Genomic DNA, 15,319 nt, shown 5'->3' with positions numbered 1-15,319 from the left:
CGCCCGGACGCCGCGCGGCGGCCGCCCGCCCCTGCCGCACCACCTCCGTGGTGCCTACAGTCACCCCATGAACTCCCCTGATCTCCCGGCCCAGTTCGCCCGCACGCACCGCTTCGCGTTCGGCGTCCCGCGCGGCTTCACCGTGTCGCGGGACGGCGCCCGCGTGCTGTTCCTGCGCTCGGCGGCGGGCGACGACCCGGTCAGCAGGCTCTGGTTGTACGAAGGCAACACCGGCAACTCCAACGGCGCTGACGGCGCTGACGGCACCGAGAGGATGCTCGCGGACCCGCTGACGCTCGGCGGCACCGGCACCGGCACCAGCCCGCTGCCCGAGGCCGAACTCGTGCGCAGGGAACGCGCGCGGGAGGCATCCCAAGGGGTGGTGGCCTTCGCCGCCGACGACCACGCGCGCGTGGTCGCCTTCGCGCTGTCGGGCACCCTGTGGACGGTGCGGACGGACGGCGGCGCGCCGCGCCGGATCGACACGCCGGGGCCGGTGGTCGACCCGCGCCCGTCGCCCGACGGCTCGCTCGTCGCGTACGTCACCGGGGGCGCCCTGCGCGTGGTGGGCGCCGACGGCACGGGCGACCGGGCGCTCGCCGAGCCCGAGGGCGACGACGTCACGTACGGACTCGCGGATCATGTCGCCGCCGAATCCATGGGCAGGCACCGGGCGTTCTGGTGGTCGCCGGACGGCGACGCCCTGCTCGTCGCGCGCGTGAACACCGCGCGCGTGCGGCGCTGGTGGCTGTCGGACCCCTCCCGGCCGGACCGGCCTCCGCGTTCCGTGCCCTACCCGGCGGCGGGCACCGCCAACGCGGAGACGACGCTGCACATCCTGCGCACGGACGGCTCGCGCGTGGCCGTCCGCACGCCGGAGAAGGTGCCGGAGGAGTACCACCCCACGGACGGCGCGTGGACGGACACCACGCTGGAGTACGTCCTGCGGGCGCGCTGGGACGCGTACGGACCGCTGGTCACGCTCCAGACCCGCGACCAGCGCGCGGCGTACATCCTCGAAGTCGACCCGGAGAGCGGCGAGTCGCGGATGGTCGGCCACAAGCGGGAGAGCCCGTGGCTCGACCTCGTGCCGGGCACCCCGGTCCGGCTGGCCGGCGGCAAGCCCGTGCAGCACTGGCACGCCGACCGCGACACCGCGGGCCTGCGCGTGGGGAACGTACTGACTCCACCGGGGCTCCACGTGCGCGAGGTGCTGGCCACCGTGGGCGAGCGCGTGTGGTTCACCGCGTCGGACGAACCTACGGACGTCCACGTGTGGTCGCTCTCGGCGCTCGACGAGGACGGCGAACCGGGCAGCCCTCGTACCGGCGAACCGGAGCGCATCAGCGAGGGCCCGGGCGTGCACACCGCCGCCGTCGGCGGCGACACCGTGGTCCTCGACAGCAGGACGCCGGACGGGCACACGGTGACCGTGCTGCGCGCGGGGAAGCCGGACGGGCACATAGCCGTGCTCTCCGAAGAGCCCGTCGTGAAGCCCGCGCCACGTCATCTCACGCTCGGGGAGCGCGCGGTGCGCGGTGCGCTGTTCCTGCCGTCCTGGCACACCCCGGGGACCGGGAAGCTGCCGGTCCTGCTGTGTCCCTACTCGGGGCCGGGGATCCAGCTCGTGGTGCACGCGCGCGCGTGGTGGACGGTTGTCGCCCAGTGGTTCGCCGAGCAGGGCTTCGCGGTGCTGATCGCGGACGGGCGGGGCACGCCGGGGCGCGGCCGGGGCTGGGAACACGCGGTGTACGGCGATCAGTTGACGCCCGTCCTCGACGACCAGGTGAACGCGCTGCGGGCCGCGGCCGCGCTGCACCCGGATCTCGACCTGGGTCGGGTCGGCATCCGCGGCTGGTCGTTCGGCGGCTATCTGGCGGCGGGCGCGGTGCTGCGCCGGCCGGACGTCTTCCACGCGGCGGTGGCCGGGGCGGCGCCCTCGGACCTGCGCCTCTACGACACCCACTGGAAGGAGCGCTTCCTGGGGCACCCCGGCTTCCAGCCGGAGCACTACGACCGCTGCTCCCTGCTCGCCGACGCGCACCGCCTGGCGCGGCCGCTGATGCTGGTGCACGGCCTGGCCGACGACAACGTCCTGCCGGTGCACACGCTGCGGCTCTCGGCGGCGCTGCTCGCCGCGGGCCGCCCGCACACCGTCCTGCCGCTGCCCGGGGCGAGCCACCTGGTCGATCGGGAGGACGTTGCCGCCAATCTGCTGAATCTGGAGCTCGACTTCCTGCAAAAGTCCTTGAACGCCTGAACAACGCGGAACCGCCGTCCGTACCATCCGGCATGACTGCTTCCAGGGAAGACCCGAGCCCCACCCGCCGCACCGTCGTCACCGCGGTCGGCGCCGCGGGCCTGGCCGCCGCGCTCGCCGCCTGCGGCTCGGACGACGACAAGGACTCGGAGCCCGCCGGCGACGCCTCGGAGAAGGAGGAGGGCGGCGGTGCCGGCGGTGCCGTTCTCGCCAGGACGGCGGACATCCCGGTGGGCGGCGGCAAGATCTTCAAGGACGAGGGCGTGGTGGTCACGCAGCCGACGGAGGGTCAGTTCAAGGCGTTCTCGAATCGCTGCACGCACAAGCAGTGCCCCGTGACGAGCGTCGAGGGCGGCACCATCAACTGCCCCTGCCATGGCAGCAAGTTCGACATCACCGACGGCAGCGTGAAGCAGAATCCGGCGCCGAAGCCGCTGCCCGCGAAGGACATCACGGTCGACGGGGACTCCATCAAGCTGGCCTGACGTGCCGCCAAGCCGGCCTGACGCGCCACGCGCGCCGACCCGCGTTCTCTCCGGGCGCGACGGGCCCCGGGCCGCGCCGTGCCGGGCTCTCACCCGGCGCGGCGCGGCCTTTTCCACGCGCCCAGCACCTCTTCCGTCGTGGTGACGGTGGCGACCAGGGCGAGGGTGTTCCGGACCATCGCGGGGGTGTAGTCGGCGGGGACGCCCGCGATGGCGTCGGCGGGCACGACGGCGGTGTAGCCGAGGTTCACCGCGTCGAAGACCGCGTTCGGGATCGCCACGTTGGCCGAGACGCCCGTGACGATCAGGGTGCGGCAACCCACGTTGCGCAGCAGCGCGTCCACGTCGGTGCCCGCGATCGGCGACAGGCCGTGCAGACGGCGTACGACGAAGTCCTCCTCCGCGACCTCGATCGGTGGCGCGATCCGCACGGCCGTCGTGCCGGAGAGCTGCTGCACGGGAAGCCGTTCGGCGGCGCGGAAGAGCCGTGCGTTGCGGTTGGCGCCGCGTCCGTCGGGGCGCCGCTCGGCGACGGCGTGCAGGACCTGGACGCCGCCGAGGTGGGCCGCGGCGACCAGGCGGGCGACGTTGACGAGAGCCCCCGACGAGCGTGCCTCGTCGGCGAGTTCGGGCAGCGCGCTCTCCGTACCGACGACGCCCTGCTGGCACTCGACCGTCATCAGGACGGTGGTGGCGGGGTCGAGGATCTCCCTGAGCTGTTCGTACGACGGCATGGCTCTCCCTCACGGTGGGGGCGATCGCGGTGCGCGCGGAGGCTAACCGGCATTGCGTCGCGGCGGAAGACGCTCCATGCTCTTCTGACGCTTAGTCAGTTATGACGTCCGGTCAGTTTCCGTACGGGCAAGGGGAGGACGACGCATGGCCACCACACAGCGCCGCGGCCGCAGGATCATGATGACGCCGGGCGAGCTGGACACCTTTCTGGCCGCCGAGCGCACCTGCCGGGTCGCGACGGTGTCCGCCGACGGCGCCCCGCACGTCAGCGCGCTGTGGTTCGCGTGGGACGGCACGTCCCTGTGGTTGTACTCGGTCACGCGCAGCAAGCGCTGGGCCGAGCTGCGGCGCGACCCGCGGATCGCCGTGGTCGTGGACGCGGGCGAGCAGTACGGGGAGCTGCGCGGCGTGGAGCTGACCGGCACCGCGCGCTTCGTGGGCGAGGCGCCGCGCACCGGGGAGCCGTGCCCCGAACTCGACGCGCCGGAGCGGCTGTTCGCCCGCAAGATCTTCGGCCTGGAGGAGATGGTGCACGACGGCCGCCACGCGTGGCTGCGGCTCACTCCGGACGCGGTCGTCTCCTGGGATTTCCGCAAGCTGGGGCAGCCGCAGCCCCGGCCGTAGCTCCCACCCCGGCCGCAGCCGAGCGTCCGGGCGAGGTCACCCCAGCCCCGCCCCCGCCACCCGCAGCGCCTCCACCGCCGCCCTGATCGACGGGCGCCGGTCGGCGTCCGCCCGCCACAGCACGTACACATGCCGCCGCACCCGGTGCCGCACCGGCACCGTCCGCACGCCCGTCGGCATCGGGTCGCGGCCGAGACGGGGCGCCACGCACACCCCGAGCCCGGCCGCGACCAGCGCGAGCTGGGTGTGGTGCTCCTCCGCGCGGTGGGCGATGCGCGGCTCGAAGCCCTTGGCGCGCAGCGTGAACATCAGCCACTCGTGGCAGAACTCGCCCTCCGCCCACGTGATCCACTCGTCCTCCGCGAAGTCCTCCAGGTCCACCTCCGCGCGGTCGGCCATCGGGTGGGCCGTCGGCATCGCGACGTCCGCGGGGTCGTCGAGGAGGGGCGCCTTCATGAGTCCGTCGGGCACGGGCAGCGGCTTGTTGTACCAGTCGAGGACCACCGCCAGGTCCAGGTCGCCGCGCACGACGCCGTTGACGGCCTGCTGCGGCTCCAGCTCCGCGGCGCTCACCGACAGGCCCGGGTGCTGCGCGCGCAGGGTCGAGAGCGCGGCGGGCAGCAGGCCGCGCATCGCCGTGGGGAACGCGGAGATCCGCAGCTCGCCGACCGCCTTGCCGCGCTGCTGCTCCAGATCGGACTGGGCGAGCTCGACCTGGGAGAGGATGCGCGCGGCGTGGTCGGCGAGCAGCCGTCCGGCGTCGGTGAGGCGCACGCCCCGGCCGTTCTTCGCGAGCAGTTGCTGGCCCACCTCTCGCTCCAGCTTGGTCATCTGCTGGGAGACGGCGGACGTGGTCACGTGCAGCCCCGCCGCGGCGCCGCTCACCGAGCCGTGCCGGGCGAGGGCGTCGAGGGTCCGCAGGCGCTCCAAATTCAACATGTAAGCAATGCTACGCGCTACTGGGCACAGAAACTCGCTTGTACTAAGACGTTGGCTGATCCATGGTGGGCACCATGACCACCTCCGCCACCCCAGAGGCACTCCCCGAAGCACCGGTTTCCGCCGCGTCACAGGAACAGGCCGCCGCCGCTTCCGCAACACACCAGGAGACGCCGGGGAGCGCTCGCCGGAAGGTGGATTGGCGCGTTCGGTTCGCTTTCCTGTCCCTGGTCTGGGGCTTCAGCTTCCTGTTCATCAAGGTCGGCACCGAGGGGTACGCGCCCTTCCAGGTCACGCTGGGCCGCCTGCTGTTCGGCACGGTGGTGGTCGCGGTCGTGCTCGTCGTCAAGCGCGAGCGGCTGCCCCGCTCCCCGCGCACGTGGGCGCATCTTTCGGTGGCGGCCCTGCTGCTCAACGCGGCGCCCTTCTCGCTCTTCGCGTACGCGGAGCTGACGATCCCCTCGACGCTCGCCGGGATCTGCAACGCGACGTCGCCGCTGTGGGGCATGGCCCTGTCGCTGGTGGCCCTCTCCGAGGACCGGCCGACGCGTCGCCGGGTCGCCGGGCTCGGCCTCGGCTTCCTGGGCGTCCTCACGGTCCTCGGCGCCTGGCACGGCTTCAGCGGTGTGGACGCGCGGGGCACGGCGCTGGCCCTGCTCGCCTCGCTCTGCTACCCCATCGGCTGGATCTACGTACGCCGCACGCTGGCGGGCTCCGGCCACTCCAACATCGCCCTGACGGGCGCCCAGCTCCTCGTCGCCACGGTCGAACTGGCCGTGGTGACCCCGCTGTTCACGTCGATGCCGAGTCACTTCCCGATGGTGCCGCTGCTGGCCGTCGTCGCTCTGGGCGCGCTCGGCACCGGGCTCGCCTTCCTCGTGCAGTACGACATCGTCTCCGAGGTCGGCCCGACGACCGCGCAGATGGTCACGTACTTCACCCCGGTCATCGCGACCGCGGCCGGTGTCGCCGTGCTCGGCGAGTCGCTGGCCTGGACGACTCCGGTGGGCGCCGTGATCATCCTTGCCGGTGCCGCGCTGACCCAGTCCAGGCCGCGGGCCGCCCGCCGTCAGCCGTAGCGCCGGGCGGGTGCCGGCCCGACCGCCGCCGCCACCGCGTCCGCCATCGCGTCGATGTCGTCGCCGGACAGCGTGGAGACAGTGATCCGCATCCCCGGGGGCGCGCTCAGTCGATACCGCGCCCCCGGGGCGACCGCCCAGCCCGCGTGCAGCAGCCGCGCGACCGCGCCGGTCTCGTCCGGCACCGGCACCCACACGTTCATCCCGCTGCGGCCGCGGGCGGCGACGCCCCGCTCGGCGAGCGCCGCGATCAGCGCGTCGCGTCTGCGGCCGTACGCCGCCGCCACCTGCCGCGCGTCCACGGCGCCGCTCTCCCACAGGTGCAGCACGGCCCGCTGCAGCACCTTGCTGACCCAGCCGGGCCCGAACCTGATCCGGCCCTGCAGCCGGTCGACGGTCTCCGCGTCCCCGGTGAGCACGGCGAGCCGCAGGTCCGGGCCGTACGCCTTGGCGGTGGAGCGGACGAAGGCCCAGGTGTGCGTGACCCCCGCCAGCGTGTGCAGCGGCAGGTCGACGATGCCGTGGCCGTGGTCGTCCTCGACGACCAGCGTCTCCTTGTGCGCGGCAAGGACCTTCCGGACGGCACGCGCGCGTGCGGCGCCGACGGCCGCGCCGGTCGGGTTCTGGGCGCGGCTGGTGACGATCAGGGCGCGCGCGCCGGACCGCAGCGCCCGCTCCACGTCGTCGGGCAGCGGCCCGTCGTCGTCCAGGCGGACCGGGACCGGCCGCAGCCCGAGGCCGGACACGAGGTCGAGCAGACTGCCCCAGCCCGGGTCCTCGACGGCCACGGCGTCACCGACCTTGAGGCGCGCGGCGAGCACCCGCTCGATGGCGTCGAGCGCCCCGGAGGTGACGGCGAGGGGGCCGTCCGGCACCCCGTCCGCGTCCAGCGCGGCGCGCGCGGCGCGGCCGAGCTCCGGCACGACGGCGGCCTCCCCGTACAGGGTGGGTTCCTTGTCCGCCTGCGCCGCGGCCGTCGTGAAGGCGTCGGTGAGCGGGGGCAGCAGGGCCGTGTCCGGATTGCCGCTCGCCACGTCCCGCACGCCAGGGGGCACCTCGAGGCGGCTGTACTCACGGGCCGTGGTGGCCGGCTGGCTGCGCACGCGGCTGCCGCGCCGCCCGGCCGTCTCGATGACACCGCGCTCGCGCAGGGTGCGGTACGCCGCCGCGACCGTATTGGGATTGACGCCCAGGTGGATCGCCAACTCCCGCATGGGGGGCAGCGATTGGCCCGGCTCCAGGGTGCCCTGGCCCACCGCGCGTTCCACGCTGGTCGCGATCTCGGCTGCGCGCCGCCCTTCGATCGGATAGTCTCCTAGCACAAAGAACATTATGCACTAGTGCAATATTGAGGCAAGTCACAGACGCAAGCCGCAGCCGAGGCTCCCGCGGGACCATGTGCGGTCCACGGGAACCTCGTGCGACGAGGGAGAGGGAAAAGGCCATGGAGACGACGACGCAGCCGGCCACGCCGGACAGCGCTTCTTACGAACCGACCGACCGCACCGTCCCCACCCGGGCCCGCGAACGCGCCGCGTACGACCGGGCGCTGGTGCACGCGATCCTCGACGAGTCGTACGTCTGCCACCTCGGGTTCGTGCGCGACGGCGCCCCCATCGTGCTGCCCACGCTGTACGGCAGGGTCGGCGAGCGGCTCTACGTCCACGGCTCGACGGGTTCGCGGCCGCTGCGGATGGCGGGCGCGGCACCGGCCGAGGAGGCGGACCCGGGGCTTCCGGTGTGTCTGACGGTCACGCATGTCGACGGCCTCGTGCTGGCCCGCTCCGCCTTCCATCACTCCATCAACTACCGCTCCGTGATGGTGCACGGCATAGCGCGCCAGGTCACGGACCCCGAGGAGAAGCGCACCGCGCTGGACGCCCTCGTCGACCACGTCGTGCCGGGCCGCTCCACCGACTCGCGCCCCGCCAACGCCAAGGAGCTCGCCGCGACCGCCGTGCTCTACCTGGACCTGGACGAGGTGTCGGCCAAGATGCGCACGGGCGCGCCGAACGACGAGCCGGAGGACATGGAGCTGCCCTACTGGTCCGGGATCGTCCCGCTCCGCAAGGGCTACGACCCCGTCGTCCCGTCGGAGGACCTCGCCCCGGGCATCGAGGTCCCCGACTACCTCATCGAGGTGTGACGTGGCGATGCTCGTCCACCCCTGGGACGCGCCGGCGTCCGACGCCGCATGGCAGGCGTGGCTCGCCGACCACGACTTCGGGCAGCTGGCCGTGAACGGCCTGCCGGGCGAGCCGCCGCACATACAGCCGACGCATTTCGTGTACGACGCCGACGCCGGCCCACGCGGTCGCGTGCTGCTCCACCTGGCGCGCCCCAACCCGCTGTGGGCCGCGCTCGACGCGGACCCGGACGTCGTCCTGAGCGTCGTCGACGACTACGTCTTCGTGCCGGGGCCGTGGGGCGCCGCGGTGGACGCGCCGCCCGAGCACGGCGTGCCGACCAGCTTCTACGCCGCCGTCCAGCTCCGCTGCACCGCCCATGTCGTGGACGACCCCGCCGAGAAGGCCGCCCTCCTGAACCGCCAGGTCGGCCACTTCCAGCCGGACGGCGGCTCGGCGGCCACCGCCGTGGGAGAGGCGCCGTTCGGCAGGCTGCTGTCCGGCATCCGGGGCCTGTCCCTCGAAGTCGTGGACGTACAGGCGAAGTTCAAGTACGCCCACCACAAGCCGCTGGAGGTGCAGGACCGCATCGCGACAAACCTCAAGGAGCGCGGAGGGCCGCGCGACGAGGCCGCCCTCGCGCACCAGCTGCGTGGGCGCTTGACGGGGTAGCGGGCATGCCGGGCGGGCCGCCGCGAATCGGCCCGCCCCGCACGCGTCAGCCGGCCCCCGCTCCCCGCCGCGTCCTCGCGGCCTCCCGCGTCTCCGCCGCCGCGAGTCCCGTGACCGCCGAGAGCATCAGAAGCGTGCCCGCGACGGTCGCCGCGTTCAGCTTCTCGCCGAGCAGGGCGACGGCGATGACGGCCGCGCTCACCGGCTCAAGGAGCATGATCACGGAAACGGTCGCGGAGCGGACGGCCGCGGCCCCGGCGAAGTACAGCGCGTACGCGAGGGCCGTCGGCACGGCGGCGATGTAGACCAAGCAGCCCAGGACGCGGACGGGTTGGCCGGTGTGCGGCACGAGCCCTTCGGCGGCGGCGAGCGGCAGCAGGCACAGCGACACGACCGCGAAGGCCCACACCGTCGTCTCGGAGGCGTCCGCGCCGCCGTCGCGCCCCCACCACCGCGTCAGCAGCGTCATGGCGGCGTACCCGGCGGCCGACAGCAGCGCGAAGGCGACGCCCCACGGGCGGACGGCCGCGTCCCCGCCGCCCACGAACAGCACGCCGAGCCCGGCCAGCGCGCCGCCCACCGCGCAGACCCCGCCGAGCCCGAGCCTCTCCCCCAGGGCGATGCGGGCACCGAGCGCGATGAGGACGGGCCCCGCGCCGAGCGTGACGACGGTGCCGACGGCAAGCCCGGTGGCCTCGACGGCGGCGAAGTAGGCGGTCTGGAAGACGGCGAGGGTCAGGCCGGTGACGGTGATCCGCAGCACCCTGCTGCGGCGCGGCACGGGCACCGCCGCGCGTGCCGCGCGCTTCGGCCGCAGGAGCCGGGCGGCGAGCAGCAGCAGAAATCCTCCGGCGCAACGCCAGAAGGACAGGGCGACGGGGCCCATGTCGCCGGCCGCGAAGACCAGTGAGGCGGCGGCGCCGGCGGTGCCCCAGGCGGCACCGGCGATACCCAGATACACCAGGCCGCGCCCGACGGGCAGCCCGGACACGGCAGTTGACTCGGCGGGCGCGGCGGCCGCGCTCGACATGCTGGACACGCTGGACACGTGGAAATCTCCGCAGAAGTTCAGGAAGAAGACCGCGTCACGGGCGAGCGGGGCGTGCGGGCACACACGGACACCTTCACGGGTGTCACGAGTTGACGAGTGTCAGGAGTTCACGGGTGTGCGGGCACGCACCGGCGGACGGCCGGTGACGCCGGTCCTGGACTGGCGTCTGCGGGCAGCACCGTTCCGCCCGGCCGGTGGCCGGACATGATCCGTGAGAGGCCCGCGCTAGGCGGCGGGCGGCGGAAGAACGAGTGCGCGTGCGTGCATGATCGGCACCCTAGGCGGAGCTGCCGCTGGGCGACAACTCCTCTTCGGAATCTGAGACGCCCGCCCCCGCGGGTTCCGCCTTCGCGGCCGTCGCCGACTGGGCGATGAACGCGCCCACGAGCACGATCGCGCCCCCGGCGAGCTGCGGCGCCGAGAGCCGCTCACCGAGCATGACCCAGGCCAGCAGTGTCGCTATGACCGCCTCCAGGCACGCCACGACGCCCGCCACCTGCGGCGAGAGCCGCCGCACGGACACCACCCCGGTGACGTACGCGATCACGGTCGCGACCAGCACGATCCAGCCGAGCAGCGCCCAGGCGGGCACCGCCGAGCCGTCCATGTCCGCGCTGCCGGCCAGCACCTGCCAGTCCATGCCCCAGGGCCGCGCGATCACCGTGAGCACGACCGTGCCGACGAGCAGTCCGTACGCGATCACGCCGAGCGGGTCCGGCGCCTCCGCGCCCGCGTCGCTGCCCTGGTCGGACAGGACGAAGTAGCCGACCTGGCAACAGGCGGCGCCGAGCGCGAGCAGCAGGCCGACGGCGTCGAAGCTCAGTCCGGACCACACCTCGACGACGCAGGCGAGCCCGCCCACCGCGAGGACCACGCCGAACGCGGCGGCCCTGGTGACGGGCCTGCGCTGCACGAACCGCACCCAGCCGAGGACCAGCGCCGGCGCGAGGTACTCGATGAGGAGGGCGACGCCGACGGGGATGCGGGAGATCGAGGCGAAGTAGCAGGCTTGTACGCCGGCGACGGCGAGGAGGCCGAAGCCCGCGAGCAGCGCGGGCCTGCGCCGCACCAGCGCGCGGTGGCGCCAGGCGACCGGCAGCATCACCAGGGCGGCGCCCGCCACCCGCAGCCAGACGACGTGCAGCGGGTCGAGGCCCGCCTCGATCAGCGGCTTGGCCGCGACGCCCGAGCCGCCGAACGCGAACGCCGAGACCAGCGCGAGGCCCAGGCCGAATCCTCGGCCGCGCTCCGCGCCCTCCGCGCGCCCCGACAGGTTCGGCTGCGAAGTGCCCTGCGTTTTTCCCTGAGACGACTCGTTGGACCCGAACACCGGCACATGATGACAGCCGAAGTCATGAGCGTCACCCTTGATGACCACTGTCTCAGGGGGCGGACGCCCTCCCGGAGGCCCCGGACGCCCCGGACGCCCTCAGCGAGCCGACGTCCAGCCGGACTCGCACCCCGTCTCGCGCCCGGCGCCGCCATCGGCGCCCTCTGCGCCCTCGGTCCGCCGCAGCAGTTCCGCCACGTCGACGCCCGCGCTGCGCAGCACCTCGACGGCCCGGCACTCCGCGTCGGCGGCCAGGGCGGCGAGCAGGTCGACGCCGCCGGCCTGCGGCTCGCCGCGCAGCACGGCGCGGTCGATCGCGGCTTCCATGGCACCGGCGGCCGCGGGCGAGAGAACCGTTTCTTTGGCGGAGGCCACGAGCGGCACGGCTCCGGAGTCCTCGACCGTGCCCTGCCACTGAAGTCCGTATCCGATGCTGCGCTGGACGAGATAGCCGAGCAGCCGCGCGAGCTGCGGCCCCCCGTCGAAGACGGCCCGCACCCGCGGCTCGTGCTCGAGCAGCGAGTGCAGCAGATGCGCCGTGTCGACCTGCCGGTCGCCGTCACGCACGGCCCGCCGGCGCGCGCCCGACATCACCGAGGCCAGCTCCTCGCTCAGGCCGGCTTCGATGTCTGCTCGGGTAGGGCCGGGTTCGGCGCCCTGGGGGGTACGGCTTTGCACATCCCCCACCTCATCAACCTCTGGGGCCATCGGCATCGGCGGCGGGAAGCATTTCCGCGTCCGACACAGGTTGGGCACGCACGAGCGGGTTGTCCTCCTTACGGATGACATCTCACCGTTCCCGCAGGTGGGGCGCGCGCCGTCTTGCTTCGCGCCGGGTGCGCAACCGCTGCGCACCGGCGCTCGTCTGCCCTGACATGGAGCGCAGGTGCTGGATGGTCGACCTGCCGGCCATCGACGGCAGACAGTACGTGTACCGCGTGTACGCCCCCGCGGACGCACTGCTCGCCGACCTGTTCTGGGAAGCCTGGCACTGCCATGACGAGGGCCCGTTCCCGCGCGCCCTGGACCTCTTCGACGCAGCGGTGATACGGCGCGTGAGCTGAGGCGGGGCGACGTGAGGTGAGGCGGGCGACGTGAGCTGGTGGGCGGGACGCGAGCCCCGACGCCGGGAACCGAACCCCTACGCCCCCGTGCGCGCCCCCACCACCACGGTCGCGTACAGCTCCTCGTCGGTCACGACCCGGGGCACGAGCCCCGCGGCCGTCACCGCCGCGACCGCCGCCGGCACCTGGCGTTCGCTCGTCTCGAACAGCAGCCGGCCGCCCGGCGCCAGCCACCGCGGCGCGTCCGCCGTCACCCGCCGCAGCACGTCGAGCCCGTCCGAGCCCCCGTCGAGCGCCACCCGCGCCTCGTGCTCGCGGGCCTCGGCGGGCAGCAGCGCGACCTCGTCCGACGGAACGTACGGAACGTTCGCGAGCAGCACGTCGACGCGGCCGAGCAGCGTCTCGGGCAGCGCCGCGTACAGATCGCCCTCGTGCACCCGGCCCCCGGCGGCCCCGACATTGCGGCGCGCGCAGGCGACCGCGGCCGGGTCGACGTCGGCCGCGTGCAGCTCGACCCGGCCGAGCGAGGCGGCGAGGGCGGCGCCCAGCGCGCCCGACCCGCAGCACAGGTCGACGACCACGGCGCCGGGTCCGGCGAGCGAGGCGGCCTCGCGGACCAGGAACTCGGTGCGGCGGCGCGGCACGAAGACGCCCGGGTCCACGGTGACCCGCAGCCCCCCGAACTCCGCCCACCCGACGACGTGTTCCAGCGGCAGCCCGCTCGCGCGCCGCGCCACCATGGCGTCAAGCTCGTCCGGCCCCGCCGCGGCGGCGAGCAGCAGGTCCGCCTCGTCCTCGGCGAACACACAGCCCGCGGCGCGCAGCCGTTCGACGACGGCGGAGTGGACCGACAGGGTCATCAAGAGCCTTCCCACGCTCACGGCAAAGAAGCCAACCCTACCCGGCCGCACAGATCTGACGGCTCATCAGTATTGAATGTTCCGCATCCCACGGATACGTTCCGCGACACCGTGGCTGCGCGCCCGCCGCAGCACCCGACGAGAAGGGGTGGTCGCATTGGCCGAAGTCAGCGCGGAGGCACGCATCGAGGCACCGGCGGAGAAGGTCTGGGCGCGGCTCATCGACTTCTCCTCGTACGGGGAGTGGAACACCACGCACACCAGCTTCCCGAAGGGCGGCCCCGCGGCGCTCGAAGTGGGCGGTACCTTCACGGAGAACATGAAGCTCATGGGTTTCCCGGCCGAGGTCGCCTGGACGATCGTGGAACTGGAGCCCGCCCGTACGTTCGCCATCAAGGGCAAGGGCCCGATGGGCGTCGACGTCGGCACCCGCTACACGCTCGAACCCGACGGCGGCGCGACGACGATCCGCACGGACGGCGAGTTCACCGGCGCCGCGGTGTCGCTCATGGCGGGCAAGCTCAAGGACTCGGCGACGGCAGCCATGAAGGAGTCGCTCCGCAAGCTGGGCACCCTGGTGACCTGAGCGCCGGTTTCCGAACCCCCGTCGTCTGCCCGGGGGGGGGCAGGCGCCCGTACGGCAGCGAGGCGCCCCGCGCGTTTCGCGCGAGGCGCCTCAGCGGCGGTGCGGGCGGTGAGCCCGCACCACCTCAGTCCTCATCGGCGAGGATCAGATACAGCTTCTTGCGGGCGTCGTTGATGACCGTGAGCGCCTTCTCGCGCTGCTCCTTGGAGCCGGTCTTCCAGACCTGGCCGAACGCCTCCATCAGACCGAAGCCGGCCTGCCGGATCTCGGTCAGCGCCTCCCAGTCGACCCCGCGCCCGGCCTCTTCCCAGGGCGCGTCCGGACCCTCGTCCGCCGCTTCGCGGCCGGAGTCGGTGAGCGAGAAGAGCTTCTTGCCGCCCTCGCTCTCGCTGGTGATCAGGCCCTCGTCCTCCAGGAGCTGCAGGGTCGGGTAGACCGAGCCGGGGCTGGGCTTCCACGCCCCGCCGCTGCGCTCGGCGATCTCCTGGATCATCTCGTAGCCGTGCATCGGCCGGTCCTTCAGGAGGGCCAGGATCGACGCTCGTACGTCGCCGCGCCGCGCCCTGCCCCGGGGACCGCCCCGGCCACCGCGACCGCCGCCCCAAGGGCCGCCGCCGCCGAAGCCGGGCCCGAAGGGTCCGAACGCCGCGCGCCGCCCTTCGAAACCGCCCCGGCCCTCGGGACCGGGTCCGTACGGGCCGCGCCCGCGTCCGTGGCCGTGCCTGTGCTCGTGTTCAAAACCGTGGGAACGCATGTCGATCATCCCTTTCGTCTGCGCCTTCGTCGTTCCGTCGAGGAACTTTCGCGACCTCGGATCAGCCCTGAATGATCAGTCTTGATCAGTCGCGATGCTTCAACGATATATCGGAACTGTTCGGCTGACAAGCCCCGGGCCGACAGCGCGGATCTGACACCGCCGAGACCTTCAGCGAGACTGCGGGCACCCGGCCCCCGGCCCCGGCCCGCACACCGCTAGCGTCGGGCGCATGATCGTATGGCTCAACGGCACCCACGGCGCGGGCAAGACGACGACCAGCCCACTCGTGCAGCAACTGATCCCGGATTCACGGGTGTTCGACGCCGAGAAGGTCGGCGAGACGCTCATGGACATCACGCCCGGGCTGCCGGGAACGGACAACTTCCAGCACTGGCCGCCGTGGCGGCCGCTCGTCGTCGAGACCGCCCGCCGCGTACTCGACTACACCGGCGGCACCCTGGTGATGCCCATGACGGTCCTGGTCGAGCAGTACTGGCGCGAGATCAGCGCCGGCCTCGCCCAACACGCCATCCCGGTACGGCACTTCGTCCTCCACGCGGACCAGGACACCCTCCGCGGGCGTATCGAGGGCGACACTCTTCTTGGCCCCTCCCCCTTCCGCCTCCGCTACCTCGAGCCCTACGCCGAGGCGGCCCGCACGTGGCTGCACGCCGAGGCCGAGGTCGTCGACACCACGCACCTCACGCCCGCCCAGGCCGCTCTGCGCATCGCGGAGGCCGTCGAGGGCTGA

Annotated in this window: 17 protein-coding genes; 9 read left to right on the top strand and 8 right to left on the bottom strand. The window is 73.4% G+C overall.

Annotated elements, in window-relative coordinates:
• The first annotated feature begins 67 nt into the window (after nt 1-67).
• Nucleotides 68-2,260 (top strand): S9 family peptidase, encoded by a 2,193-nt coding sequence (locus tag STRAU_RS00820; RefSeq protein ID WP_016638298.1) that lies wholly within the window; start codon nt 68-70, stop codon nt 2,258-2,260.
• A 32-nt stretch (nt 2,261-2,292) separates the two neighbouring features.
• A complete protein-coding gene (locus tag STRAU_RS00815) occupies nt 2,293-2,745 on the top strand; it encodes a Rieske (2Fe-2S) protein (RefSeq protein WP_016638297.1) in 453 nt (150 codons plus the stop codon).
• An 89-nt stretch (nt 2,746-2,834) separates the two neighbouring features.
• On the opposite strand, the gene STRAU_RS00810 is transcribed toward STRAU_RS00815, so the two are convergent.
• Nucleotides 2,835-3,479, bottom strand: a complete 645-nt coding sequence (locus STRAU_RS00810; protein ID WP_016638296.1) for a cysteine hydrolase family protein — start codon at nt 3,477-3,479, stop codon at nt 2,835-2,837.
• Between the two features lie 145 nt (nt 3,480-3,624).
• Here STRAU_RS00810 and STRAU_RS00805 point away from each other — a divergent pair, with 145 nt between their 5' ends.
• Nucleotides 3,625-4,104, top strand: a complete 480-nt coding sequence (locus tag STRAU_RS00805; protein ID WP_016638295.1) for a pyridoxamine 5'-phosphate oxidase family protein — start codon at nt 3,625-3,627, stop codon at nt 4,102-4,104.
• A gap of 36 nt (nt 4,105-4,140) precedes the next feature.
• Here STRAU_RS00805 and STRAU_RS00800 read toward each other — a convergent pair whose 3' ends face one another.
• Nucleotides 4,141-5,043: a LysR family transcriptional regulator gene (locus STRAU_RS00800; RefSeq protein ID WP_037656850.1), complete on the bottom strand. Its 903-nt coding sequence runs from the start codon at nt 5,041-5,043 to the stop codon at nt 4,141-4,143.
• Nucleotides 5,044-5,105: 62 nt separating this feature from the next.
• Here STRAU_RS00800 and STRAU_RS00795 point away from each other — a divergent pair, with 62 nt between their 5' ends.
• Nucleotides 5,106-6,122: a DMT family transporter gene (locus STRAU_RS00795; RefSeq protein WP_016638293.1), complete on the top strand. Its 1,017-nt coding sequence runs from the start codon at nt 5,106-5,108 to the stop codon at nt 6,120-6,122.
• Here STRAU_RS00795 and STRAU_RS00790 read toward each other — a convergent pair.
• Nucleotides 6,113-7,444, bottom strand: coding sequence for an aminotransferase class I/II-fold pyridoxal phosphate-dependent enzyme (locus tag STRAU_RS00790; protein ID WP_037656848.1), 1,332 nt, complete (start codon nt 7,442-7,444; stop codon nt 6,113-6,115). The two genes, STRAU_RS00795 and STRAU_RS00790, sit on opposite strands and share 10 nt — an antisense overlap.
• 122 nt (nt 7,445-7,566) lie before the next feature.
• Here STRAU_RS00790 and STRAU_RS00785 point away from each other — a divergent pair, with 122 nt between their 5' ends.
• Nucleotides 7,567-8,268, top strand: coding sequence for a pyridoxamine 5'-phosphate oxidase family protein (locus STRAU_RS00785; protein WP_016638291.1), 702 nt, complete (start codon nt 7,567-7,569; stop codon nt 8,266-8,268).
• Between the two features lie 7 nt (nt 8,269-8,275).
• Entirely contained in the window at nt 8,276-8,920 is a 645-nt protein-coding gene (locus tag STRAU_RS00780) for an FMN-binding negative transcriptional regulator (RefSeq protein ID WP_037656882.1), read from the top strand.
• A gap of 46 nt (nt 8,921-8,966) precedes the next feature.
• Here STRAU_RS00780 and STRAU_RS00775 read toward each other — a convergent pair whose 3' ends face one another.
• The 3 genes from STRAU_RS00775 to STRAU_RS00765 all read right to left on the bottom strand — a co-directional run bounded on the left by STRAU_RS00775 (nt 8,967) and on the right by STRAU_RS00765 (nt 11,979).
• A complete protein-coding gene (locus STRAU_RS00775) occupies nt 8,967-9,950 on the bottom strand; it encodes a DMT family transporter (protein ID WP_037656880.1) in 984 nt (327 codons plus the stop codon).
• Nucleotides 9,951-10,248: 298 nt separating this feature from the next.
• Entirely contained in the window at nt 10,249-11,244 is a 996-nt protein-coding gene (locus STRAU_RS00770; RefSeq protein ID WP_037656878.1) for an EamA family transporter, read from the bottom strand.
• Nucleotides 11,245-11,400: 156 nt separating this feature from the next.
• Nucleotides 11,401-11,979 carry a Clp protease N-terminal domain-containing protein gene (locus STRAU_RS00765; protein ID WP_037656846.1) on the bottom strand — a complete coding sequence of 193 codons (579 nt, stop codon included), beginning with the start codon at nt 11,977-11,979 and terminating at the stop codon, nt 11,401-11,403.
• A gap of 215 nt (nt 11,980-12,194) precedes the next feature.
• Between STRAU_RS00765 and STRAU_RS42815 the strand changes: the two genes are divergently transcribed.
• Entirely contained in the window at nt 12,195-12,365 is a 171-nt protein-coding gene (locus tag STRAU_RS42815) for a hypothetical protein (protein WP_016638286.1), read from the top strand.
• 77 nt (nt 12,366-12,442) lie between these two features.
• Here STRAU_RS42815 and STRAU_RS00760 read toward each other — a convergent pair whose 3' ends face one another.
• The gene (locus tag STRAU_RS00760; protein ID WP_016638285.1) at nt 12,443-13,225 is read right to left on the bottom strand and encodes a putative protein N(5)-glutamine methyltransferase; all 783 of its coding nucleotides are present in this window, start codon (nt 13,223-13,225) and stop codon (nt 12,443-12,445) included.
• A gap of 157 nt (nt 13,226-13,382) precedes the next feature.
• Here STRAU_RS00760 and STRAU_RS00755 point away from each other — a divergent pair, with 157 nt between their 5' ends.
• Nucleotides 13,383-13,811, top strand: a complete 429-nt coding sequence (locus STRAU_RS00755) for a type II toxin-antitoxin system Rv0910 family toxin (protein ID WP_016638284.1) — start codon at nt 13,383-13,385, stop codon at nt 13,809-13,811.
• A gap of 124 nt (nt 13,812-13,935) precedes the next feature.
• On the opposite strand, the gene STRAU_RS00750 is transcribed toward STRAU_RS00755, so the two are convergent.
• On the bottom strand, nt 13,936-14,565 hold the full coding sequence (locus STRAU_RS00750) for a PadR family transcriptional regulator (protein WP_037656876.1): 630 nt from the start codon (nt 14,563-14,565) through the stop codon (nt 13,936-13,938).
• A gap of 232 nt (nt 14,566-14,797) precedes the next feature.
• Here STRAU_RS00750 and STRAU_RS00745 point away from each other — a divergent pair, with 232 nt between their 5' ends.
• A complete protein-coding gene (locus STRAU_RS00745) occupies nt 14,798-15,319 on the top strand; it encodes a tunicamycin resistance protein (RefSeq protein WP_016638282.1) in 522 nt (173 codons plus the stop codon).

The organism is Streptomyces aurantiacus JA 4570 (assembly GCF_000414115.1).
In the GTDB taxonomy this organism is placed as follows: domain Bacteria; phylum Actinomycetota; class Actinomycetes; order Streptomycetales; family Streptomycetaceae; genus Streptomyces; species Streptomyces aurantiacus_A.
The sequence above is the reverse complement of the archived record's forward strand: the minus strand, read 5'-3'. Positions and strand labels throughout refer to the sequence as shown.

Bases quoted from the DNA above. Each gene is read 5' to 3' on its own strand.
- STRAU_RS00820 (WP_016638298.1), top strand. From the start codon at position 68: ATGAACTCCCCTGATCTCCCGGCCCAGTTCGCCCGCACGCACCGCTTC.
- STRAU_RS00815 (WP_016638297.1), top strand. From the start codon at position 2,293: ATGACTGCTTCCAGGGAAGACCCGAGCCCCACCCGCCGCACCGTCGTC.
- STRAU_RS00810 (WP_016638296.1), bottom strand. From the start codon at position 3,479: ATGCCGTCGTACGAACAGCTCAGGGAGATCCTCGACCCCGCCACCACC.
- STRAU_RS00805 (WP_016638295.1), top strand. From the start codon at position 3,625: ATGGCCACCACACAGCGCCGCGGCCGCAGGATCATGATGACGCCGGGC.
- STRAU_RS00800 (WP_037656850.1), bottom strand. From the start codon at position 5,043: ATGTTGAATTTGGAGCGCCTGCGGACCCTCGACGCCCTCGCCCGGCAC.
- STRAU_RS00795 (WP_016638293.1), top strand. From the start codon at position 5,106: ATGGTGGGCACCATGACCACCTCCGCCACCCCAGAGGCACTCCCCGAA.
- STRAU_RS00785 (WP_016638291.1), top strand. From the start codon at position 7,567: ATGGAGACGACGACGCAGCCGGCCACGCCGGACAGCGCTTCTTACGAA.
- STRAU_RS00780 (WP_037656882.1), top strand. From the start codon at position 8,276: ATGCTCGTCCACCCCTGGGACGCGCCGGCGTCCGACGCCGCATGGCAG.
- STRAU_RS00775 (WP_037656880.1), bottom strand. From the start codon at position 9,950: ATGTCGAGCGCGGCCGCCGCGCCCGCCGAGTCAACTGCCGTGTCCGGG.
- STRAU_RS42815 (WP_016638286.1), top strand. From the start codon at position 12,195: ATGGTCGACCTGCCGGCCATCGACGGCAGACAGTACGTGTACCGCGTG.
- STRAU_RS00760 (WP_016638285.1), bottom strand. From the start codon at position 13,225: ATGACCCTGTCGGTCCACTCCGCCGTCGTCGAACGGCTGCGCGCCGCG.
- STRAU_RS00750 (WP_037656876.1), bottom strand. From the start codon at position 14,565: ATGCGTTCCCACGGTTTTGAACACGAGCACAGGCACGGCCACGGACGC.
- STRAU_RS00745 (WP_016638282.1), top strand. From the start codon at position 14,798: ATGATCGTATGGCTCAACGGCACCCACGGCGCGGGCAAGACGACGACC.